The organism is Granulosicoccus sp. 3-233, from assembly GCF_052681095.1.
In genome coordinates this window covers 217,964-239,737 of the sequence record NZ_JBQYLE010000007.1, presented here as the reverse complement: position 1 = coordinate 239,737, position 21,774 = coordinate 217,964, and the positions used below count along the sequence as shown (strand labels likewise).

Annotated in this window: 19 protein-coding genes; 8 read left to right on the top strand and 11 right to left on the bottom strand. The window is 58.6% G+C overall.

The features are described 5' to 3' along the window. The first annotated feature begins 121 nt into the window (after positions 1–121). On the top strand, positions 122–535 hold the full coding sequence (locus ACUNV4_RS18970; RefSeq protein WP_430880172.1) for a bleomycin resistance family protein: 414 nt from the start codon (positions 122–124) through the stop codon (positions 533–535). 212 nt (positions 536–747) lie between these two features. Here ACUNV4_RS18970 and ACUNV4_RS18965 read toward each other — a convergent pair whose 3' ends face one another. The 8 genes from ACUNV4_RS18965 to ACUNV4_RS18930 form a co-directional block, all read right to left on the bottom strand. Then, positions 748–2,514 carry a dipeptide ABC transporter ATP-binding protein gene (locus tag ACUNV4_RS18965; protein ID WP_430880171.1) on the bottom strand — a complete coding sequence of 589 codons (1,767 nt, stop codon included), beginning with the start codon at positions 2,512–2,514 and terminating at the stop codon, positions 748–750. Next, positions 2,514–3,431 carry an ABC transporter permease gene (locus ACUNV4_RS18960; RefSeq protein ID WP_430880170.1) on the bottom strand — a complete coding sequence of 306 codons (918 nt, stop codon included), beginning with the start codon at positions 3,429–3,431 and terminating at the stop codon, positions 2,514–2,516. Before ACUNV4_RS18960 ends, ACUNV4_RS18965 begins: the two co-directional genes overlap by 1 nt. Next, the gene (locus tag ACUNV4_RS18955; protein WP_430880169.1) at positions 3,428–4,417 is read right to left on the bottom strand and encodes an ABC transporter permease; all 990 of its coding nucleotides are present in this window, start codon (positions 4,415–4,417) and stop codon (positions 3,428–3,430) included. The genes ACUNV4_RS18960 and ACUNV4_RS18955 overlap by 4 nt, the downstream gene beginning before the upstream one ends. A 95-nt stretch (positions 4,418–4,512) precedes the next feature. Beyond that, positions 4,513–5,907 (bottom strand): hydroxyacid-oxoacid transhydrogenase, encoded by a 1,395-nt coding sequence (locus ACUNV4_RS18950; protein WP_430880168.1) that lies wholly within the window; start codon positions 5,905–5,907, stop codon positions 4,513–4,515. 246 nt (positions 5,908–6,153) lie between these two features. Beyond that, complete coding sequence (locus ACUNV4_RS18945) at positions 6,154–7,482, bottom strand: S41 family peptidase (RefSeq protein WP_430880167.1); 1,329 nt, start codon at positions 7,480–7,482, stop codon at positions 6,154–6,156. Between the two features lie 148 nt (positions 7,483–7,630). Continuing rightward, positions 7,631–8,842 carry a murein hydrolase activator EnvC family protein gene (locus tag ACUNV4_RS18940; protein ID WP_430880166.1) on the bottom strand — a complete coding sequence of 404 codons (1,212 nt, stop codon included), beginning with the start codon at positions 8,840–8,842 and terminating at the stop codon, positions 7,631–7,633. 117 nt (positions 8,843–8,959) lie between these two features. After that, entirely contained in the window at positions 8,960–9,379 is a 420-nt protein-coding gene (locus tag ACUNV4_RS18935) for a PGPGW domain-containing protein (RefSeq protein WP_430880165.1), read from the bottom strand. 26 nt (positions 9,380–9,405) lie between these two features. After that, positions 9,406–10,182: a hypothetical protein gene (locus ACUNV4_RS18930; protein WP_430880164.1), complete on the bottom strand. Its 777-nt coding sequence runs from the start codon at positions 10,180–10,182 to the stop codon at positions 9,406–9,408. A gap of 511 nt (positions 10,183–10,693) precedes the next feature. Between ACUNV4_RS18930 and pepN the strand changes: the two genes are divergently transcribed. From pepN to ACUNV4_RS18900, 6 genes are all read left to right on the top strand, one after another. Continuing rightward, on the top strand, positions 10,694–13,378 hold the full coding sequence (gene pepN, locus ACUNV4_RS18925) for an aminopeptidase N (protein WP_430880163.1): 2,685 nt from the start codon (positions 10,694–10,696) through the stop codon (positions 13,376–13,378). Positions 13,379–13,527: 149 nt separating this feature from the next. Continuing rightward, a complete protein-coding gene (locus tag ACUNV4_RS18920) occupies positions 13,528–13,746 on the top strand; it encodes a cold-shock protein (protein ID WP_430880162.1) in 219 nt (72 codons plus the stop codon). 229 nt (positions 13,747–13,975) lie between these two features. Next, positions 13,976–15,880: an MFS transporter gene (locus ACUNV4_RS18915; protein WP_430880161.1), complete on the top strand. Its 1,905-nt coding sequence runs from the start codon at positions 13,976–13,978 to the stop codon at positions 15,878–15,880. A 127-nt stretch (positions 15,881–16,007) separates the two neighbouring features. After that, positions 16,008–17,678 (top strand): putative bifunctional diguanylate cyclase/phosphodiesterase, encoded by a 1,671-nt coding sequence (locus tag ACUNV4_RS18910; RefSeq protein WP_430880307.1) that lies wholly within the window; start codon positions 16,008–16,010, stop codon positions 17,676–17,678. Between the two features lie 85 nt (positions 17,679–17,763). Then, positions 17,764–18,219, top strand: a complete 456-nt coding sequence (locus ACUNV4_RS18905; protein ID WP_430880160.1) for an acyl-CoA thioesterase — start codon at positions 17,764–17,766, stop codon at positions 18,217–18,219. Continuing rightward, positions 18,212–18,787 carry an NUDIX hydrolase gene (locus tag ACUNV4_RS18900; RefSeq protein ID WP_430880159.1) on the top strand — a complete coding sequence of 192 codons (576 nt, stop codon included), beginning with the start codon at positions 18,212–18,214 and terminating at the stop codon, positions 18,785–18,787. The genes ACUNV4_RS18905 and ACUNV4_RS18900 overlap by 8 nt, the downstream gene beginning before the upstream one ends. 5 nt (positions 18,788–18,792) lie before the next feature. On the opposite strand, the gene ACUNV4_RS18895 is transcribed toward ACUNV4_RS18900, so the two are convergent. From ACUNV4_RS18895 to ACUNV4_RS18885, 3 genes are read right to left on the bottom strand one after another with little or no spacing between them, the layout of a single operon-like run. Further along, complete coding sequence (locus ACUNV4_RS18895) at positions 18,793–20,457, bottom strand: AMP-binding protein (RefSeq protein ID WP_430880158.1); 1,665 nt, start codon at positions 20,455–20,457, stop codon at positions 18,793–18,795. A 27-nt stretch (positions 20,458–20,484) separates the two neighbouring features. Next, a complete protein-coding gene (locus ACUNV4_RS18890) occupies positions 20,485–20,979 on the bottom strand; it encodes a YchJ family protein (protein ID WP_430880157.1) in 495 nt (164 codons plus the stop codon). A 54-nt stretch (positions 20,980–21,033) separates the two neighbouring features. Continuing rightward, the gene (locus ACUNV4_RS18885) at positions 21,034–21,381 is read right to left on the bottom strand and encodes a DUF3301 domain-containing protein (RefSeq protein WP_430880156.1); all 348 of its coding nucleotides are present in this window, start codon (positions 21,379–21,381) and stop codon (positions 21,034–21,036) included. Positions 21,382–21,454: 73 nt separating this feature from the next. On the opposite strand from ACUNV4_RS18885, the gene ACUNV4_RS18880 reads away from it, so the two are divergent. Continuing rightward, positions 21,455–21,763 (top strand): DUF1244 domain-containing protein, encoded by a 309-nt coding sequence (locus tag ACUNV4_RS18880; protein WP_430880155.1) that lies wholly within the window; start codon positions 21,455–21,457, stop codon positions 21,761–21,763. Positions 21,764–21,774: the final 11 nt, after the last annotated feature.

The following is a 21,774-nucleotide window of genomic DNA, read 5'->3' as shown; positions in this document are numbered from 1 at the left end:
ACGCGCCGCCGCTGCGGTCGGTATGGTCTGACTTTTGGCTAGTTGGCAAGCTCACCGCATAAACGTTTCAATGGAGACTAGGGAAGAGTGAACGAAAGTTCCGATACTCAGGTATGAAAACATGAGGTTCAAGGCAATAACGCCGATACTCAATGTCTCCGATATGCTCGAATCCTTCGAGTGGTTCGAGAAGCTCGGCTGGTCGAAAGGTTGGGAATGGGGTGAGCCGGTCAGGTTCGGCGGAGTCACCTCCGGTGAGTGTGAAATCTTTCTCTGCCACAATGCACAAGGCGGCCGGGGGCGCGGCGGCAACGTGACCACCTTCGGTCCAGGTAGCGAAGAATTGTCAGACAAGGGTACCTGGATGACCTTGTGGGTGGATGATGTGGATGAGATCTACCGCCGTTGCCTGATCGAGCATGTGGAAGTCACCTGGTCTCCTACCGACATGCCATGGAATGTCAGGGAAATGCATGTCCGTCACCCGGATGGTCATGTATTCAGAATCAGTCGGGCTCTGGAGGGGACAGGCTGAAGTCTGAATGCCTGCTGATTAAAATGCGTGCTGCGTGCTGCGTGCTGCGTGCTGCGTGCTGCGTGCTGCGTGCTGCGTGCTGCGTGCTGCGTGCTGCGTGCTGATCACTGATTACTGATTACTGATTACATTGCGTATTGCGTATTGCGTATTGCGTATTGCGTATTTCTTGCAAACCCCTCTGCCTGACGCATGAAGGACTTGCCAGCCGCTCACACCGGACTGCCGAGCAAGTCCAGTGAGGGGGTTTCACGCAGCAGCTGCTGGCTGTAATCGGCCTGTGGCGCTGCGAAGAAGGTTTCACTGGCAGCCGACTCCACCAGCTGCCCCCGGCGCAGCACCACCACGCGATCTGCCATCTGACGCACCACGGCAAGATTGTGACTGATGAACAGTATGGTCAGCCCGAAATTGCTTTGCAGATCCTTCAGCAGATTGAGAATCTGCGCCTGAATCGAGACATCCAGCGCGGAAGTGGGTTCGTCGCAGATCAGGAAATCGGGTCGCGCCATCAGTGCGCGCGCCACCGCAATGCGTTGTCGTTGCCCACCGGAAAACTGATGCGGGTACTTGAGCATGGCTCGTTGCGGCATTTCCACCAGTTCCAGCACCGAAGCAACAAGTCTGCGAGTGTCCGGCCCTTTGGCAGCCAGCTTGTAGAACAGCAAGGGTTCGGTGAGAATCGACTCCACGGTCCGTCGGTTGTTCAACGACGAATATGGATCCTGAAAGACCATCTGTATCTGTCGTCTGGCCAGGTGCGAGCGCGGGCGATGTCGCCCATCCGGCAGGACGGAGCCATCGAATTGCATGGTGCCGCCGCTACTGGGTACCAGACCGACAATGGCCTTCGCCAGCGTTGACTTGCCGCTGCCGCTTTCACCCACGACCCCCAGTACTTCACCTCGATGCAGGTGCAGAGACACACCGGAAAGTGCCTTGAAGCCCGATTTGCTGGTGAACCAGCTGCGGCGAGCGCCGAAACTGACATCCAGATCGTCCACTCTGAGCAGTGCATTGTCGGGACGCTCGGTTGCGCGTCTTGCCGTGGAGTTGGCATGCCGGGCGACCTTGTCGCCACCGAGCAGCCAGTTCGATGCGTAGTGAGCGCTGGCACCGTCGATGTGCCAGCGGCTTTCCCCCTCGACACGTCTGTCGACACTGATGATGTTGCGAAAGCGCTCGAGTCGCTGATCGAGCCGGGGAACGGCTGCCATCAGTGCGCGTGTATAGGGTTCTCGCGGTGTGCCCAGCACCTCGGCAGTCGGACCGGTTTCCACCACCTTGCCATGTTGCAGGACGGTCACGCGGTCGGTGATCTCGGCAATCACGCCGATATCGTGAGTGATGAGCAGAAAGCCAACCTTGCGTTGAGACGCCAGGTTGCGGATCAGGCCAAGTATCTGTTTCTGTACCGAGACATCCAGGGCAGTCGTTGGCTCGTCGGCGATGATCAGCTCGGGATCGGTACACAACGCCAGCGCAATCACGACGCGTTGGCGCATGCCGCCGGAGAACTGATGGGGAAAATCGTCCAGTCGCTCTTCCGGGTTTTCGATGCCGGTTTCGGCCAACAGTTCAATGGCCAGCTGGCGCGCCTGCTCGTCACTGAGCTTGCGGTGTTGCTGAATGGTCTCCACCAGTTGATCGGCAATACTCAGCAAGGGATTGAGAGAGGTTTGCGGGTCCTGAAAGATCATGCTGATGCGATTGCCACGCAGCCGGTGGTAATCGGCGTCGCCGAGTTTGGTCAGTTCATCCCCCCGGAGTCTGATGGAGCCTGCACTGATGCGAGCCGGGCTTTCCAGCAGTCCGATGATGGCGGAACCCACCGTGGATTTGCCGGCCCCCGATTCTCCGACCACACCGTGAATCTCACCGGCAAGTACATTCAGGTTGACCTGATCCACTGCCGTGAATTCTCCGAAGCGACTGGGAATGGACACCGTCAGGTTCTGTACATCGAGCAAGGCAGTCATCAGCGTAACTTCGGATTGAGGGCGTCACGCAGGAAGTCGCCCAGCACATTGACGGATACGATCAGCACGATCAGTGTCAGGCTCGGGAATGCCACGATCCACCACTCGCCGGAAAACAGGTATTCGGTACCAATGCGAATCAGTGTGCCCAGAGAGGGCTGGTTGGGTGGTACACCAACCCCCAGAAACGACAGGGTAGCCTCGAGCAGAATGGCGACTGCCAGATCCACTGTCAGTATCACCATGATGGGGCCGAGGATGTTGGGCAGTATCTGCACCAGCATGACTCTCACCGGGTGCATGCCCATGATCTCGCTGGCCTGAACATATTCCTTGTTCTTCTCGACGAAGGTGGAGGCTCGAGCGGTACGGGCGAAATTCACCCACAGCGACAAACCGATGGCAACGGTCAGTACCACGATCATCAGGTCATCATGGCTCTGCTGCGGCAGGATGCCACGGGCGATACCGTCGATCAGCAGCGCGGTCAGAATCGCTGGCAGGCTGAGCTGCACGTCGGCGATGCGCATGACGAAAGCGTCGAACCGTCCGCCCAGATAACCGGCGGTCAATCCGACGGAGACGCCCAGAACGCAGGCGAAGCTGATGGATAGCAATCCCACGGTCAGCGACAGGCGAGTGCCATAGAGAATCGCCGACAGCAGGTCGCGCCCCTGATCATCGGTGCCGATGAAGAACCGTGCATCGCCGCCTTCCGACCAGCTGGGTGGCAGTAGCGAATCCAGCAGGTCGTAGCTGGCCAGGTCATAGGGGTCGGTGGGCGCTATGAAATCAGCCAGCACCGCGCCGCCGATCATGACGATGGCAATCAGCGCCGCCAGTTGGGCGACTCGATTGTGCAGGAACAGGTAGAGCAGTTCGTTCTCGATGGCGTAGCGCCGCATTCGCGCGATCAAGAGGTTTCACTCCGGCTGCGCACGCGCGGGTCGATGGCCACGTACAGCAGGTCGACCAACAGATTGATGACGACGAACATCAGTGCGATCAGTACCAGGTATACCGACATGACGGGAATATCGACATAGCGAATGGAATCGAGAAACAGCAAGCCCATGCCGGGCCATTGAAAGACGGATTCGGTCACGATGGAAAAGGCGATGATGCCGCCGAACTGCAAGCCGATGATGGTAATGACCGGTACCAGGGTATTGCGCAAGGCGTGATTGACGTGGATGGAGCGTCGGTTGATGCCACGGGCAGTGGCAAATTTGATGAAATCGCTTTTCATGACATCCTGCATCTCCGATCGCACCAGACGCATGGTCAGTGTCAGCTGATAGATGCCCAGCGTGATGGCCGGCAACAACAGCGAGCGCAGGCCGTCGAGGGTCAGGAAGTTGGTCTTCCACCAACCCAGAGCAACCACGTCGCCACGCCCGAATGTGGGCAGCCAGCCCAGCTGCACACCAAAGACGAAAATCAGGAATATACCGATGACAAAGGTCGGAATCGAGACTCCCACCAACGTGCTGATCAGGATGGTGTTGGCCAGCACGCCACCCCGGTGCAATGCGGTGTAGATTCCCGCCGGGATGCCGATCAGCAGCGAGATGATCAACGAGACGATACCCAGTTCCACCGTGGCAGGCAGTCGATCGAGAATCATTTCGCTGATGGGTTGCCGGGTACGGTAGGAGTAACCGAAATCGCCGGTAGCCAGATTGCCGGCAAATGTCATGAACTGGGTCGTGATGGGCTCGTTCAATCCCAGTGAGTCACGAATGCGGGCCTGGTCTTCAAGAGAGGTTTCCTGGCCTACCATCTGGGCGACCGGATCGCCGACAAAACGGAACAGCGAGAAGGCGATCAGGCTCACGGCCAGTATGACGAAAACCGACTGCAGAAGCCGTCGGGCAATGAAGGCCAGAATACCGTTATGCATGCCTGGCCCCTCTGCATGGGCCACTGGCAACGCCGCTGTTGCCCGAAGGCGGAGGCAATCTCATCGTGATGACTGTCGTTGTCATGAAGTCCTGTTTACCAGTAGCGCAGAGCGCCTCGATACATGTTCTCGAGGTCCACCTGATTGGAGGCGCGAGGGGCATTGCCGATGGCACGTCCCTGTCGAATCGACGAGGCGGCCAGTGCACCAACATGCTCGTCGTCGAATCCGAGAGCTGTCAGGCCATTGGGCATGTGGGTAGATTTCATCAATGATACCAGTCGATTGGCGAGCACTTCGCCGGCATCGTCCGTGCTTGCACCCTGCGTGTCGGCCAGCAACAATGAGGCGCCTTCGAGGTGGCGTTCAGGGGTGGCTTCTGCGGTGAATCGAAAGATGGAAGGTGCATTGACGACGACACTGATACCGTGAGGGATGAACGGCGCGCCGATGGCATAACCGTCGGTTGTGATGTCCTTCATCAGGTGGGTGACACCGTAGGACATGGCATGGGGCAGATGAGTTCCCGCATTGCCAAAGGCGATTCCGGCCAGGGTTGCACCCCACATGAGCTGGTCGCGAGCCTCATGATCGTCGGCATCGTTGACGCCGCGTTCCAGGTATCGGCCAACGATGCTCATCGCTTCTCTGGCTGCCAGTTCGCTGAACGGGTTGATACCCTGAATGTATTGGCGGGCGTTGGCAGAAGGAATTTTCGGGAACTCGGTGTAGGCGCGAGCGGTATAACACTCGAGGGCGTGACAGCACAGATCGAAGCCGGTGGAGGCCACCACATTGGCGGGCAGTGAGTCACAGCATTGCGGATCGACAATGGCGACAGTCGGCAGCATGGCAGGACTGGCAAAGACAAACTTGCAGTCCAGTTCCCTGACGCGCAGTACCGAGATGGAGGTGCATTCGGATCCGGTTCCGGATGTGGTCGGGCAGGCGATGTGAGGCAGCAAGGGTCCGCTGATCGGCTTGCCTTGTCCTATGGGCGCAGCGAAGTAGTCCAGTGCCTTGCCGCCGTGGCAATGCAGGACCAGTGCGGCCTTGGCGGTATCGATGACGGAGCCGCCTCCAACGGAGACAAGCCCGTTGAATTGTTCATCAGCCAGAAACGCGTGGCCGCGATCCACGGAGTCATCATCCGGCTCTATCCGGATGTCGGAGAATATGCCGACGTCGATACCGGCGCTGGCCAGCGATTCCCGGACAATAGCGACCAGCGGTCCGTGCAACAGGCCGGGATCCGTGAACAAGGCGATTCGGGTGATGCCCAGTGCTGCGCTGCGTTCACCGACTTCCCGCAAGGTGCCACGACCCACGGTCAGGCGTGGCATGGCCACGGTAAACGAATCTGCGCACTGGTCGTGCGGGGCATGGTACTGACAACCCATGAAACTCTCCTGCTGGCCGAAATCTGCGGAATGGATGATGCGCCAGACTGAGCGAATCTCGCAGTTCATGCCCTCATTATAGAAGACCATCGATACGGCGTTTCAAGCAGGCTCAAACGAAAAAGGGCGTACCGGAAGATCCGGTACGCCCCCTGGCGCAAGCAGCTGTTGCCAGTCACTGCCTCACAGAAACTGCGAGATTCGAGCTGCGTGGTTCGACCTGTGCGTCCCGGCTTGCAAGTTCTGGCCCGTGTGGTCCGACCTGCGCTGCCCGACCTACGCGGCCCGACCAGGCCCTGCCAGCGACGTGAGGCAGGGTCCGACGTCGGTGGCGCTCTAGCTGGACTTCTTGCTCAGAATGGTCAGACCCTTGAGCAGATTGAGTGCTTCGTACAGCTGGTAGTCGTCATAGACCAGATTGTCTTCCGCGTTCTCGTCACCGGCTTCACCAGCTTCGCCTTCAATGGCTTCCTCTGCTTCTTCCAGTGTGGTGTTGCTCAGCGCACCGGGCAGACTGGATTCGGTCAGTGCCGAGAAGTTCTCGGACTCCGGACGTATCCAGGAGCCAGGCTTGGTGGTGATGTCCGGCACGATGCCAAGTGCCTGAATGGAACGACCGCCGGGTGTGTAGTACCGGGAGGTTGTCAGCTTGACAGCGCCGCCTGCTGGCAGATCCTGGATGGTCTGAACCGATCCCTTGCCGAAGGTCTTGCTGCCGAGAATGATGCCGCGACCATGATCCTGCATGGCACCGGCCACGATCTCGGAGGCAGAGGCGGATCCGCCATTGACCAGAATGACCAGGGGAGCGCCATCGAGCACATCGCCGTTGGTGGCGTCGTAGCGCAGCTTCGAGTCGTCTTCACGTCCGTCGGTGTAGACGATCATGCCCTCGTTCAGGAAGGCGTCGGAGACACCTACCGCACCTGACAGCACGCCGCCGGGATTGTTGCGCAGATCCAGCACCAGGCCCTTGAGAGAGCCACCGGCTTCCTCTTTCATGCTCTTGACCGCCTTGAGCATGTCCGTGGTGGTCTTGGTCTGGAAATTGGAGATGCGCAGATAGCCGTAGTCGTCGTCGAGCATGCGATTGCGCACGCTGGTCACCTTGATGATGTCGCGCTTGATGTCAATGGTCAGAGGCTTGTCAGCGCCTTCACGAATGATCGTGAGTGTCAGCTTGCTGCCCGGCTTGCCGCGCATCAGCTTGACGGCATCGTTGAGTGACAGACCTTTGACGGGCGTATCATCCAGCCGGATGATGAGGTCGCCAGAGAGAATGCCGGCGCGGGCCGCCGGGGTGTCGTCGATGGGGGAGACGACCTTCACGAATCCGTCTTCCATGCCCACCTCGATGCCCAGACCGCCGAACTCCCCGGTGGTGCCGATGCGCAGCTCATTGAATTCTTCGGTGTTCAGATAGGCGGAGTGGGGGTCCAGTCCGTGCAGCATGCCGCGAATGGCGTATTCGAGCAGATCCTCATCGGAGACTTCCTCGACGTAATCGTTCTTGATGCGGGTAAAGACATCGGTGAACGTGCGCATCTGCTCGAGCGGCAATTCATTGGCGCTGCGAGCCCCCATGACATGCTGACCGATCGTCAGGGACCCGCCGACAACTGCACCTAGCAGCACCAGTGTGACCGAGCGTGTTTTTGCCTTCATTGAAGTTCTACTCCGGGTTTCATTCATGCACCTGACATCGAATTCCCGATCTGATGCCGGCCCTGCACACGCATCTTTCGACACGCTCGCTGCGGAAAATATCCAATCTGCTGTCGAGTCTAACGGGTTCCAAGGCCGAATCGATCACTCAGGGGCGTCCGGCCACCTGAAAATCCTTGCTCAGCCACTTCTCGGGATCCTCCGCGGTGGCGTCATGTCGTATCTCGAAATAGACGCCGCTGAAGTTCTGACCCCCCGAATCGCCAACAGTTGCAATAGTCGCACCGGACTCCACCCATTGGCCACGGGTTACGCCCACTTCCCGGTTACCACCATACAGACTGGAGTAACCATCGCCGTGATCGATCACTACCAGCATCCCGAATCCACGCAGGAAATCGCTGTAGACCACCTCGCCATCGGCCACGGCACGGACGGGTCGACCGAGCTCGGCCTTGATGAAAATACCGCTCCAGCGCAGCTTGCCAACCGACTTGATGTCATTGAAACGGGCGTACAATTCACCTCTGACGGGTGCCGGATAGTTGCCCTTTCCGGCAGCAAAGTAGCCGGATTGCGAACTCTCGACCGTTTTCAGTTCATCCATCAGACTCTGCAGACGGGACTGATCAGCCTTCAACTGCGCAACGGTACGTGTCTTCTGGCTCAGCTCGGCCTCCACTTCGCCCAGCGACTGTTGCCTTGAGCTGGCATCACTGACATAGCCTTCCTTTTGCAGAGAGGCCTTTTTCTTGATGTAATTGAGCCAGTTACGGTCCTTCAGTGCGGACTCTCGAGCCGCCTGCATGCGGTTCAACTGACTGACCTGCTCGGCAATGGCGCGATTCTGGGTTGCCAGCACGTGTTCCGTATAGACAGAGATGCGATCGGCCAGTGCCGGATCGTCATGCTGCAACACTACTTTCAGGGTGGTCTGCTTGCCGATGGTCTGCGCATTGCGCAAGGCCCTGGCCAGGGCCTGTCGACGAGACTCCATCACTTGCTGCGCGTCGGCGATCATGGCACTCAGCTTGTCGAGTTGCTTGTCGAATTGCGCAATGTCACCGTCGAGCTGCTGCAGACGTGCCTCTCGTTCACCGACATGTGAGCGGGCGGTTTCCAGCGCCTGCTGCAGTTTCTGCTTCAATTTGCGGCTACTGGCAATCTCGTTGTCCAGAGCCTTCAGCTTCTCGGAGGTGTCCTGGATCTGTTGCTCGACGTCCTCCAGGGACCGTGGCGTGTCAGCCGTTGCGAATCCCGCCAGCATGCAACCGGCAATGAGAGCCAGCGTCGCCAGGTTTCTTGGCTTGACTGCGACCGGAAATCGGCGGCAAGTGCGCAGGATGGAGTGAATCGGCATAGGGCAAGTGTAGTCTGCGCAGAGGCGTGTGACCACCACCACGGTAAGCTCTACAGGCTGAGGTCATGGCGATGGTGCAAGGCATGGCTGATCAGGCAGTTGCTGTTGCCGGTCGGTTCACTGCAGGACATTCGGGTCGATGAAGGGCGGCTTGTCGTGTCGGCGTCGCATCCAGTTGAGTGATGCGAGAACATTGGGACGGGTCGCGAGATAGACCAGCAGACGATTCTTGCCGGGGAATTCCGCGACCGATATGCCCAGCAGAATCATGACGACTCCCGGTCCGGGCGTGATCATCATGATCAGGCCGAGCAGTACGATCAGCACACCGATGAATCCGCGCACCATGCCCAGCAGCTTGCGGCCGACGCCTTGCAGGCTTCGGCTTTCCAGACGGCGCAGCAGGTAATCGCTGGGTAATCTGGAAACAGCCCATGGCGTGGCAAGGATGGTCACGGCCAGCAATGTGATGGACGCCGCGGCAAGACTGCTGATGATCAACGTGTTGGCCGACAGCCAGTCGAGTACCTGATTCATGTAACGGGAAAGCCTGGCAAGGACCCCTAGTCTATCCAGTTGATCTCGCTGGCTGTGTAGGAATTCACGATGACACTGCGCAGACTCTCTGCCATGTAGGATCGGCCAGGACCGGTCGGGATGCGCCCCGCCATGATTTCGGCATTGCGCTGTGGATACAGCGGTGTGCGGTGGGGATTGGCATAGCCGACTCCCCTCAGGGGGCCGCCTGAACTGTTGTACTTGTCCACGGCGCCGACGGTGTGTAGCAGTTCGTGGGCGATGACGATATTGTTCTGCGCCGTCTGCTTGTCCAGACTGTAGGCGAAGACCAGCCCCATGAGCCCTTTCTGCAGCCCCAGGGAATGCTGCAGTGGCACCTGGTCCTCACCGGTCTGGTAGACCACGAACATGCGGATTCGGGTCAGGCTGCCGCTGTCGGGCGTTTCGCGCCAGGCCCAGAAACGGAATTTCAGGCTCCACAGCAGCACATCGATGGCGTTTGCGTCTGGCGGATAGGCTGGTGGAAGCGTCTTGATGGGCTCACCCAGACGAACATTGAACGGTGTGGTCAGTGGCAGCTGGTAGCGCTGTGCCTCGCGTTCTCCCCAGCGATTGATGATGGAAAAGTCCGCATCGTCCAGCGACTGGATGTAACGATCGGTGACCAGGTGGCCATCGCCATTGATTGGATAGATGACCGTTTCCAGCGTCTGATTCCAGTTGCGGGTGTAGACACGCTGGTGCGCGCTGACGAAGCCGACGATGGCCAGGCAGCTCAGCAGCAGCAGGACCCGGATGGTGGCAAACCGCGGCAGGCTCATCCGCAGCACCGCGTAAGGCCGACGGTTGGCATCACCGGTGGAGGCAGTGTGCAGGGCATGATCAGGCTTGGGCTTGAGCTCGGGCTCGAGTTCAGGCTGGAGCTGGAATTCGGATTCAGGCTGGGCATTCCGTTGTTTGCGGATGTACTGCGACTGTCTTGAGTCGCTTCGGTGTTGATGGTGCAGCCGGTCTCGCTACAATGCGAACTGGCCACGACGGATTCACATTCCGGTACCTGGTACTCGACAGCGTTAACCTCAATGAGACATGAAGACGCGAACCAGAAACGCGATAGATCGGTGAATACAGTCGCGCACGGAGGATTTTTCATGCCGTGGCTTGGTCATTCCAAGTGAGGCGTGAAAAAGCCAAGTACGCGGCTGTAGGCGCCGGTATAGCGCGAGCGGAGCGCCACCCGGCCGAAGGCAATTCCTGGTTGTGGATTCATCTCTCATTGAGGTTAAGCTTCGGTCAGACGATCGTCACTCTCGAACATGCTCAGGAGCTTCATTGGACACTCAAAACCCGATTGCCGTGCAGCGGCTTGACTATCAGCCCTCATCCTGGCTGATCGATCATGTCCGGCTCGACTTCGACCTGCACCCGAGTGCGACCCTGGTCAGCAGCGAGCTGACCCTGCGTCGCAATCCGGACGCGCCCAACGCGCCCGACGCGGCAGACGCATCCAGCGCAGAGCTCACGCTGCAGGGTGTCGATTGCGAGCTGCGCTCAGTACAGCTGGATGGACGCAAGCTCGACGAGAGTGAGTACCGGCTTGATGAGCGGGAATTGACAATAGAGCAGGTGCCATCGAGCTGTGTGGTGTCCATCGTCACCTGCATCGATCCTGACGCCAATACCGCGCTGGAAGGGTTGTACCGGAGCAGCGGCAATTTCTGTACGCAGTGCGAGGCAGAGGGCTTTCGCAAGATCACCTACTATCTCGACCGTCCCGATGTCCTGTCAGTGTTCGATGTTTCCATCACCGCGGATGAGGCCAGCTACCCGGTGCTGCTGTCCAATGGCAATCGTGTCTCGCACGAGCGGCTGGACAATGGTCGACACCGGGTGCGCTGGCACGATCCCCATCCCAAACCCAGCTATCTGTTTGCCCTGGTGGCCGGTGATCTGGCCTGTATCGAGGATCATTTCACGACGGCGTCGGGTCGACGGGTACTGTTGCAGATCCATGTGGAGCGACACAACCTGGCGCGTTGCGACTTTGCCATGGAATCGCTCAAGGCCGCGATGCGTTGGGATGAGGAAGTCTATGGGCTGGAATACGATCTGGACTGCTTCATGATCGTTGCAGTGGATGATTTCAACATGGGGGCCATGGAGAACAAGGGCCTGAACATCTTCAATTCCCGCTACATTCTGGCTGACCCGCAAAGCGCGACGGATAGCGACTACATGGGCGTCGAGGCGGTGGTGGCGCACGAGTATTTTCACAACTGGACCGGCAATCGCATTACCTGTCGCGACTGGTTCCAGTTGAGTCTGAAAGAAGGGCTGACCGTCTTTCGTGACCAGTGTTTTTCCAGTGATCAGCGCTCGGCAACGGTCAAGCGCATTGAAGACGTGCGCCTGCTGCGTGCCCGGCAATTTGCCGAAGACAGTGGTCCCATGGCGCATCCCATCCGGCCGGACAGCTATATCGAGATCAACAACTTCTACACACTGACCGTCTACGAGAAGGGGGCTGAGGTCATACGCATGATGCACACCCTGCTCGGGGCCGATCGCTGGCGTCAGGCCATGGATGTCTATGTCGAGCGGCATGACGGGAGTGCGACGACCTGTGATGCCTTTGTCGATGCCGTGCAATCGGTGACGGACATCGATCTGACACAGTTTCGTCGCTGGTATTCCACTGCCGGTACGCCGGAGATCACGGTCAGGGAGGACTACGATGCCTCGACTCGCCGTTATCACCTGACGCTGAGTCAGCATTGCCCGGACACACCGGGGCAACAGGACAAGGCGCCACTGCATGTTCCCATCGTCATGGGTTTGCTGGATGGCGAGGGCCGGGCGTTGCCGTTGACTCCGGGGCAGCAGGCCGAGCAGCTGCCGGATTCGGGCTCGGCGACTGGTCAGCACAGCGTATTGCTGCATCTGCGAGAGGCCAGCCAGACCTTCACCTTCGAAGATCTTGCAGAGCCGCCGCATGTCTCACTGCTGCGTGGATTTTCCGCGCCGGTGAAGCTGCATCATGAGTCCAGCAACGAGACACTGGCATTTCTGATGTCGCATGACAGTGATTCGTTCAATCGCTGGGATGCCGGACAACGATTGGCTACCCGGCTGATTCTGGCGACCATGAACGAGGATCCCGAGGCCGAGGCAAGTCTGGATTTCCTCGGACAGGCATGGGAGCGAATTATCACTGATGAGACCCAGGATCCTGCCGTCAAGGCCGAGGCCTTGAGCCTGCCGAGCATGGATACGCTCGAAGGAGAATTGCAGCGTGTGGACCATCAGCTATTGTTCCGGGCACACAGCAAAGTGGCTGCGGTATTGAGTGAACGACATGCCGATGCGCTGGAATCGCTACTCACAGAGAAGCAGTCCGGAGATCTGCCGCTGCTGGATGCCCTGGCGATGGGAGGGCGCAAACTATCCAATACAGCTCTGTCCCTTCTGAGTTATCTACCGGATGAGCGCTGGGTGGCGCTGGCCGAAGCGCGTTATGAACACGCCGGCAACATGACAGATCGCATGGCGGCGATGGCTGCATTGTGTCATTCGAACAGTGATGCCCGGCAACGGGTGCTGGATGATTTTCTCGCCCGTGCGGCCGGTCACCGTCTGGTGGTCGACAAGTGGTTTGCCGCGCAGGCCATGGCAAGGCGCAGCACGATCGTGGACGATGTCATCCAGCTGACAAGGCACAGCGATTTCGATACGAGCAACCCGAATCGACTGCGCTCACTGGTCGCCGGTTTTGCAATGAACAATCCCCCGGGTTTTCACGCTGCGGATGGTCGCGGTTACCGATTCCTGTCCGATCAGGTCATCGCACTGGACAAGCGCAATCCGCAACTTGCCGCAGGGCTGGTCTCACCCCTGGGGCGCTGGAAAAGGCTGACGACCGATGCGCAGCAGCTGATGCGACACGAACTGCAACGCATCATGGACAGCGGTCCCTTGTCTGCGGATGTGTACGAACTGGTCAGCAAGTCTCTTCGATAGATGATCTGTCCCTGAAAACGTCAAGCCAATGTGAACAACGGTAGCAACAAGGCCGCTCGGCATTGTGACCGCGTTTTCCCATGCTAGATTTCTCGGACAGTTTGTTCTGCAGTGTGTGCAGGGCTGTGATCAATCAACGGAGAGGTTTAATGACTGATCGACAAAAAGGCACCGTGAAGTGGTTTGATAACGCCAAGGGGTATGGATTCATCATCAGTCCTTCGGGAGAAGATGTGTTCGTGCATTACCGGGTCATTGCGGGTGAAGGCTACCGTTCACTCAGCGAAGGTCAACAGGTCGAATTTGTTGCCACGCAAGGTGAAAAGGGATGGCAGGCGTCCGAAGTATCTCCACTGGAAAATGTCTAGGATGCAGTTCCGGGAACGACTGACAGCGCTCGTCTGATGAGCCTTTACAGCAATCGTTCCGCGGTCACGAAGGCAGGCAAGGCGGAGGCCTTGCCTGCATCGTCAGCTGGCGTGGTCCGACCCCGTGGCGCGGATGGCCGTCGCGATGCCGGTGCTTGCATGGCATGTTTCTTGGTTCACCGCATGTCGTGCAGGGCTCGCCCGGAAGCCGATGGAAACGTGAGTGGACATGAGTCAGGACAAGGCTGTACAGGCAACGGAGGTCAGCCAGCTGGCGCTGTTGCGGCAACGCCGGTTTGCACCGTACTTCGTCACTCAGCTGCTCGGAGCCTTCAACGATAACGTCTACAAGAACGCACTGATCGCACTGATTGCGTTCGATGTCATCGTCAGCGATAACAGCGATGACGGTTTGCTGATCAACCTGGCCGCCGGGCTGTTCATCCTTCCCTTCTTTCTTTTTTCCGCATTGAGCGGGCAGATCGCGGACAAGTACGAAAAGGCGAGTCTGATCCGGTATATCAAGCTGGCGGAGATCGTCATCATGCTCTGTGGCGTGGTGGCACTGCTGCTGCAAAGCATGCCCTTGATGATGGCTGTTCTGTTCCTGATGGGAACCCAGTCTGCGTTCTTCGGGCCAGTCAAGTACGGCATCCTGCCCCAGCATCTGCACGAATCCGAGCTGACAGCTGGCAACGGCCTGGTCGAGCTGGGCACCTTTCTGGCCATTCTGGCCGGCACCATTGCCGGTACCCGATTGATGAGCTCGGCCGACGGCGTGGTGTCCGTATCAGTGGTCTTGCTGTTGGTGGCCATCGGTGGGTATCTGGCCAGCCGGCGCATTCCGTCAGCGCCTGCCAGTGCACCCGGACTGCGGGTACACTTCAACCCGCTGACCGAGACAGTGCGCCTGATCCGTCACACCGCAGGACAGCGTGTCATCTTTCAATCGATCCTGGCCATTTCCTGGTTCTGGTTGCTCGGTGCCAGCTACTTGGCACAGTTTCCGGTTTACGCACGCGATGTGCTGGGGGGCACTGTTGATGTATTCACGGCCTTGTTGGCGACGTTCTCCATCGGCATTGCATCGGGTTCGGTTCTGTGTGAAAGGCTGTCCCATGGTCGTGTGGAAATCGGTCTGGTGCCTTTCGGAGCCATGGGGCTGACGCTCTTCGGACTGGATCTGGTGTTTGCCTCGCCGGCAGCACCACTGGGAACCGATCTGTCCCTGACAGGCTTTCTGCTGGCGGACGGTGCCTGGAGAGTCCTGCTCGACATTTTTATGATCGGCCTTTTCGGCGGATTCTACATCGTGCCCCTGTATGCGCTGATACAGAAGACCAGTGCCGCCGAGACCCTGTCCCGCGCCATCGCCTGCAACAATATCCTGAACGCACTTTTCATGGTGCTCTCTGCGGTATTTGCGCTGTTACTGCTGGCAGCCGGTGCCAGTATTGCGCAGTTGTTTCTCGCCCTGGCAATCATCAATGCGCTGGTGGCTCTGTACATCTTCAGACAGGTGCCGGAATTCTTCATGCGCTTTCTGATCTGGCTACTGATTCATACGCTGTACCGGGTGCGCAAGCAAGGGCTGGACAATATACCGGATAGTGGTGCGGCAATCGTGGTTGCCAATCACGTCAGCTTTGTCGATGCCCTGATACTGGGTGGTTGCATCCGGCGGCCTGTGCGTTTCGTGATGTATTACCGGATCTACAATCTGCCGATCATGAACTTCATCTTCCGCACTGCCAGGGCCATTCCGATAGCGGGGCGAGGAGAAGATCCGGCACTGTACGAGGCCGCCTTCGAGCAGATGAACGAGGCGCTGGAGGCGGGGGATGTGTTGTGCATCTTTCCCGAAGGCCAGATCACCGCGGATGGTGAGATGAACGAGTTCCGGCCGGGGATCCTGCGGGTGCTGCAGCAATGCCCGGTGCCCGTCGTGCCGGTGGCACTGCAGGGTCTGTGGGGAAGTCTGTTCAGCCGCAAGAACGGACCCGCATTCTTCAAACGGCCGCGACGCCTGTTTGCCCGCATCGGGCTGAACGCAGGTCGTCCACTGGCGGCCGAGGCGGTCACGCTGGAAGAGCTCTGGGAGCATGTTCACAATTTGCGCGGCAGCCGCCGCTGAGTGTGTGGCCAGTTTGCGAGTCAATGAAGGGTTTCGTGCAGTGCTGGCGAAATTAGTGGTCTGAGAGGTAAAGGTTCAGGGGTCTTCAGGCGCAAACCTTCCCATACAAGCACTGAAGTCACCCGTGATGCCCAACCGCCAGGAACAACAAGGCCGCCAACCTGAGCTTCGCAGGCGAAGCGAATCGGGACTCGTTGATCCTCGATTGCGCAACGATGTGCTGGCATTGATCCTGTTCGTGGGTATCGGAACGATGCTCAGTGTCAGGTTTTCCCTGGTGTCTCATCTGCAGATTCTGCTCGAGCAGCATGAGTCGATTGCATGGCTCGAAGGGGCCAGCTTCCTCATCGTCCTGCTGCTGGGGACGCTGGGCTTCCTGATCCGTCGCCTCTACGTACTGCAGTCCCGCATGGCATCGGTTGCTTCGCAACCGGTCGTTGAAATCGTCGAGGACGCAGGCCTGCACGATCCGGTCACCGAGCTGCCAGGCCGGCAGATGTGGAAGCGTCGGCTGGAGCAGGAGCTGTCGCGCAGTGTCCGGGAGAGATCTCAGGTGGCGGTCATCGCGCTGGATCTGGATCGCTTCAAACAGGTCAATGATGTGTTCGGTCAGGATGTCGGTGATGCGCTGCTGCGTGTCATGGCCAACAGGCTGACCGGCGTCGTTCGGGACATGGACACATTGCTGCGCATGGGCGCAGATGAGTTCCTGATCATCCAGCCCGGGCTGGACAGTCACGACGGTGCCGTCTCATTGGCCAAGCGCCTGATCGCCGCCACTGTCGAACCCATGCAGGTCGGGGAACATCAGATCCCGATGTCGATCAGCATCGGTATCGTTCTGTCGTCGTCCGATTGTCGTGATTGCGAGAAGCTGTTGCAGAGAGCCAATATTGCACTGGATCGTGCCAAGGTTGCGGGTGGTTCGGTGTACCGGTTCTACGAGGCCGAAATGGATCTGCAACTGCAGCTGCGTCAGCGCATGGAGCAGGATCTTCGCAAGGCGATCGACAAGGGCTCGCTGGCGCTGCATTATCAGCCGCTGTTCAATGTGACCGATCAGCGTCTTCTCGGATTCGAAGCGCTGCTGCGCTGGCAACATGCAGAACTCGGTTTTGTCTCTCCGGCCGATTTCATACCGCTGGCCGAAGAGACCGGTCTGATCATGGGGATTGGCGAATGGGTCCTCGAGCAGGCCTGCAGGGATGCGCTGCTGTGGGCGGGTGATCGCAAGATTGCCGTGAACCTGTCTCCGATACAGTTCCGTGATCCGGAATTGCCGTCCAAGATCGCCGCGATCATCAAGCGTACAGGCTTGCCGCCGGAACGTCTGGAGCTGGAGATCACCGAAGGCGTACTGATCGAGGACGCCGATACGGCACTGGCAATGCTGGTGGAGCTGAAGGCTCTGGGCGTGCGCATCTCGATGGATGATTTTGGTACCGGGTATTCGAGTCTGAGTTACCTGAAGCGTTTTCCCTTCGACAAGATCAAGATCGATCGATCGTTTGTCAGTCAGCTGGTCATCGGCAGTGAGGATGCTGCCATCGTCAGGGCCATCCTTGCCCTGGGTCATAGTCTGGGCATGATCGCGACGGCAGAAGGGGTCGAGTCCGCCGAACAGTTCGATTATCTGCAGCTGGAAGGCTGTGATGAGGCTCAGGGGTTTCTGCTGGGGCGGCCGATGCCGTTCGAATACGCACTGGCACTGTGCAAGGTGCCGGATGGGCAGCTGGAGAACGTCGTGCGTCCACTCGCGGCGGCGCATCTGCCACGCGTGGCTGCCGGTCGCGGCTGATACGGGCTGGTATGGGCTGGTATGGGCTGATACGGATGCGGATCAATCCAGTAAACTGCAGGGCCACCTGAATCATCCGCTCCCCATGTCCGTCAATGCCGATGTCGACCCTGCGTTGCTGCCCGAAGGCAGGTTGCTCTACCAGATCGATTTCCCCATCCGTTGGGGAGACATGGATGCTCTCGGGCATGTCAACAATACCGTGTACTTTCGCTACTTCGAGCAGATTCGCCTGGAATGGTATCTGCAAAGTGGCTTTGCGCCTCTGGACAGCGGCCGTGAAGGCATTCTGATCGTGGATAACCACGCCGAATATCTGAAACCTGTCGTCTATCCCATGCACGTCACCATACGCATGGGCGGGCATTCACCGGGCAGAAGCTCATTCACCAGCACGTATACCTTGTCGGTCGATGATGTTCTGTACACTCGCGGCAGTTCCCGGATCGTGTGGGTGGACACCCGGGCCGGCAAGTCCGTGGCCATGCCGGAGACGGTCAGGGCCATGCTGACGCAGAGCGGAGAGCAGACCGGTGAGTGACGGCTTCTGCATGCAGTGTGGCAGCTCGGTCAGGGCGCTGGTTCCGGCAGGCGACAATCGGCCACGCAAGGTGTGTACGGTCTGCGATCACATCCACTACGAGAATCCCAAGAATGTCGTGGGCTGTCTGCTGGAGTGGCAGGGCAAGGTTTTGTTGTGCAAACGTGCCATCGAGCCGCGGTATGGCTACTGGACGCTGCCGGCAGGATTCATGGAAAACGGTGAAAGCACGATCGAAGGCGCGGCCAGAGAAGCCTTCGAGGAGGCCACGGCCCGTTGCGACGAGCTGCGCCTGTTCTCGGTGTACAACCTGCCGCGCATCAGTCAGGTCTATCTGATGTTCCACGGTCAATTACGCGACGGCTTTGCCGAAGCCAATGAAGAGACGCTGGAGGTCCGACTGTTCGATCAGTCGGAAATACCCTGGAGCGAACTGGCTTTCCCGGTCGTGGTGGAGACGCTGACGCGCTATTACGAAATGCGTCATCAGCGCGATCGGCGGGTCTATTCGGCTGATATCTTCAGCCGTCCCGGTTCACCTCTGGAAATCGTGCGTCATCCGCACTGAGCAGCCTACAGCTCCCGAAGTTCGCGTCGCAGTATCTTGCCGACATTGGTCTTCGGCAGTTCGTCCACGAACTGAATGATTCGGGGTCGTTTGTAGCCGGTCAGCTCTTCCTTGCAATAGGCCTTGACGTCCTCTTCGGTCAGCGCCGGATCCTTCTTGACGATGACGACTTTCACCACTTCTCCGGAGTGTTCATCCGGAACACCGATCGCGCCGGCTTCCAGTACGCCGGGGTGACTGGCCAGTACGCTTTCGATTTCGTTGGGGTACACATTGAAGCCGGACACCAGGATCATGTCCTTGAGCCGGTCGACGATCTTGAAGAAACCGTTCTCGTTCATGATGGCGATATCGCCGGTGTGCAACCAGCCTTCGCTGTCGATGGCGCCGGCCGTATCGTCGGGACGATTCCAGTAACCCTTCATGACCTGAGGGCCGCGGATACACAGCTCACCGGTCTCGCCGGCGGGCAGGGCATTGTTGTCCATATCCCGGATGGAGGCATCGGTGGATGACAGAGGCAGACCGATGGAGTCGTTGTAGGCCTCCAGGTCGATCGGATTGATGCAGGCCGCCGGGCTGGTTTCGGTCAGGCCATAGGCTTCGAGCAGGGTGACGCCGGTGATCGACTTCCAGCGATCGGCCACCGCTTTCTGTACCGCCATGCCACCACCGAGCGTGAGCCGCAGATGGGAAAAGTCGATCTTGTCGAATCCGGGCGTGTTCATCAGCGCGTTGAACAGGGTATTGACGCCGGTGAAGGCCGTGAACTTCACCTTGCCCAGTTCCTTGACAAAGCCGGGCATGTCGCGGGGATTGGTGATGAGCAGGTTCAGCGCGCCCAGCTTCATGTAGGTCAGGCAGTTGGCTGTCAATGCAAAGATATGGTAAAGCGGCAAGGCCGTGATGATGACTTCGTGGCCTTCGTTGGGCTTGGCGGCGAGAATCCAGATCCAGGCCTGCTGTATGTTGCACACCATGTTGCGGTGCGTCAACATTGCCCCCTTGGCCACACCGGTGGTGCCGCCGGTGTACTGCAGAAATGCCAGATCTTCCTGATTCAGCTCTGCTTCGGCAGGTGGCAGGTCGGCCCCCTTGCTCAGTACGTCCTTCATCGAATGCGCACCGGGCAGCGAATAGGCCGGAGACATCTTCTTCACGTACTTGATCACGAAGTTGACCAGCAGGGACTTGGGGAAGTCCAGCATGTCGCCGAAGCGCGTGACAACCACATGCTCCACCTGAGTCTTGTCGATGACCTCTGCCAGGGTATGGGCAAAGGCTTCCACCACCACTATGGCCTTGGCGCCGGAGTCCTTCAGCTGGTGTTCCAGTTCGCGATCGGTATAGAGCGGGTTGGTATTGACCACCACCAGCCCGGCTCGCAGGGCGCCGAACACGACTACCGGGTATTGCAGCAGATTGGGCATCATGATGGCGATGCGATCGCCCTTCTTCAGACCAGCCTCGTGCTGACACCAGGAAGCGAACTGTTGGGTCAGCTGGTCGAGTTCCTGATAGGTGATGCTCTTGCCCATGTTCTGAAACGCGGGCCGGTCGGCGAACTTGCGGGTGGATTCGGTGAATATCTCGACCACCGAGGAATAGGCATGGGTATCAATCTCTTCCGGCACGCCCGGGGGGTATGACTTCAGCCAAGGCTTGTCCATGCTCATTCCTCTCGTCAGGTTAAGGTGTCAGCTGGTGGCGCAACACTTCTTGTATTTCTTGCCGCTGCCGCAGGCGCAAGGCTCGTTGCGGCCCTGTTTCGGTGCCTCGCGTCGGAACTGATTGACGTCAGGAACCTCGGCATCACGGAAATACCATTGTCCATGATATTTCTCGAAGACTCCACGTTCATGATGTGTATGTCGGCGCCGCGCCGCGTCTCTGTAGCGGGCGATGAATTCGATGCGGGCGCTGTTGTCATCCACCTCGCCACCATCCACGGAGAGAATCTCCAGGCCGAGCCATTGGGATTCCCGTGCCCAGCGAGCCGTTGCGGCCTCATCGATGTCCGAACGCGTGGTAGGGTGGTGGGTGGCCAGGATGAATTCCATGGCGCCCAGGGTATGTGCGGTGTAGCGTGCTCGAATCAGCGCTTCGGCGCGTTCGGCTTTCTCTTCGCCGTTGATGATGGGCTGGCAGCATCGCGCGAGTTCGAGGCCGGAGCCACAGGGGCATTGGGTCATTCGGTTACCTTGTTTGTGTCAATCAAAACAGCATTTTAGCGCAATACTCGGCCATCAATGCATGTAGATGCGGTTGCCTTCACTGTCCCTTGTATACGGGAAACGCACGTTAAGCAATGCATGGCCCAGCATTGTGACACTGGCTTCATCCCGAAATTCACCCGCCGAGGTGAACTCGAAACGGTATTCACGCCGGAAACAGCTGGCGCCGGCCGGGGTGCGGGCCAGTCGCATGCGGTTCAGGGCGACGCTCTGGTCAAGAAACTGCAATTGTTGTTGTCGACAGGCCTGCCGGGCATGGCCGATGGCGAGTTCGCGGGCGCGCGATCCTGTCCACCACAATCCGGCCAGCGCGGCGGGAATGGCCAGAACAAGCAGGTCCAACAATGGATTTCCAGTCATGGTTTGTTCAGTTCAGTGACAGACTTCAACGTCAATCCTTATACTAGGGCTGAATTCACCGGGTGTAAGACACATGACGACGATCAAGTCACTGGATGAGCAGACTCAGCTGGAGCTCGAGGCCGCCGCTTTTCGTACGCTGGTGGCACACCTGCAGAAGCGCAGCGATGTACAGAACATCGACATGATGAACCTGGCGGGCTTTTGTCGAAATTGCCTGTCGAAGTACTATGCGGCTGCGGCAGCCGAAAGAAACGTTACCCTTGATTATGAGGATGCGCGTGAGCGCGTCTATGGTATGCCCTATAGTCAGTGGAAGGAACAGTTTCAGACAGATGCAACGCCGGAGCAGCAGGCTGCCTACAAGGCAACGCACGGTTAGCCATCGAACAC

Excerpts from the sequence above, each read along its gene's own strand:
- ACUNV4_RS18910 (WP_430880307.1), top strand. The coding sequence starts at position 16,008 with ATGCCCAACCGCCAGGAACAACAAGGCCGCCAACCTGAGCTTCGCAGG.
- ACUNV4_RS18950 (WP_430880168.1), bottom strand. The coding sequence starts at position 5,907 with ATGGTCTTCTATAATGAGGGCATGAACTGCGAGATTCGCTCAGTCTGG.
- ACUNV4_RS18885 (WP_430880156.1), bottom strand. The coding sequence starts at position 21,381 with ATGACTGGAAATCCATTGTTGGACCTGCTTGTTCTGGCCATTCCCGCC.
- ACUNV4_RS18895 (WP_430880158.1), bottom strand. The coding sequence starts at position 20,457 with ATGGACAAGCCTTGGCTGAAGTCATACCCCCCGGGCGTGCCGGAAGAG.
- ACUNV4_RS18905 (WP_430880160.1), top strand. The coding sequence starts at position 17,764 with ATGTCCGTCAATGCCGATGTCGACCCTGCGTTGCTGCCCGAAGGCAGG.
- ACUNV4_RS18915 (WP_430880161.1), top strand. The coding sequence starts at position 13,976 with ATGAGTCAGGACAAGGCTGTACAGGCAACGGAGGTCAGCCAGCTGGCG.
- ACUNV4_RS18935 (WP_430880165.1), bottom strand. The coding sequence starts at position 9,379 with ATGAATCAGGTACTCGACTGGCTGTCGGCCAACACGTTGATCATCAGC.
- ACUNV4_RS18965 (WP_430880171.1), bottom strand. The coding sequence starts at position 2,514 with ATGACTGCCTTGCTCGATGTACAGAACCTGACGGTGTCCATTCCCAGT.
- ACUNV4_RS18920 (WP_430880162.1), top strand. The coding sequence starts at position 13,528 with ATGACTGATCGACAAAAAGGCACCGTGAAGTGGTTTGATAACGCCAAG.
- ACUNV4_RS18880 (WP_430880155.1), top strand. The coding sequence starts at position 21,455 with ATGACGACGATCAAGTCACTGGATGAGCAGACTCAGCTGGAGCTCGAG.
- ACUNV4_RS18955 (WP_430880169.1), bottom strand. The coding sequence starts at position 4,417 with ATGCATAACGGTATTCTGGCCTTCATTGCCCGACGGCTTCTGCAGTCG.
- ACUNV4_RS18945 (WP_430880167.1), bottom strand. The coding sequence starts at position 7,482 with ATGAAGGCAAAAACACGCTCGGTCACACTGGTGCTGCTAGGTGCAGTT.
- ACUNV4_RS18970 (WP_430880172.1), top strand. The coding sequence starts at position 122 with ATGAGGTTCAAGGCAATAACGCCGATACTCAATGTCTCCGATATGCTC.
- ACUNV4_RS18940 (WP_430880166.1), bottom strand. The coding sequence starts at position 8,842 with ATGCCGATTCACTCCATCCTGCGCACTTGCCGCCGATTTCCGGTCGCA.
- ACUNV4_RS18890 (WP_430880157.1), bottom strand. The coding sequence starts at position 20,979 with ATGACCCAATGCCCCTGTGGCTCCGGCCTCGAACTCGCGCGATGCTGC.
- ACUNV4_RS18930 (WP_430880164.1), bottom strand. The coding sequence starts at position 10,182 with ATGAGCCTGCCGCGGTTTGCCACCATCCGGGTCCTGCTGCTGCTGAGC.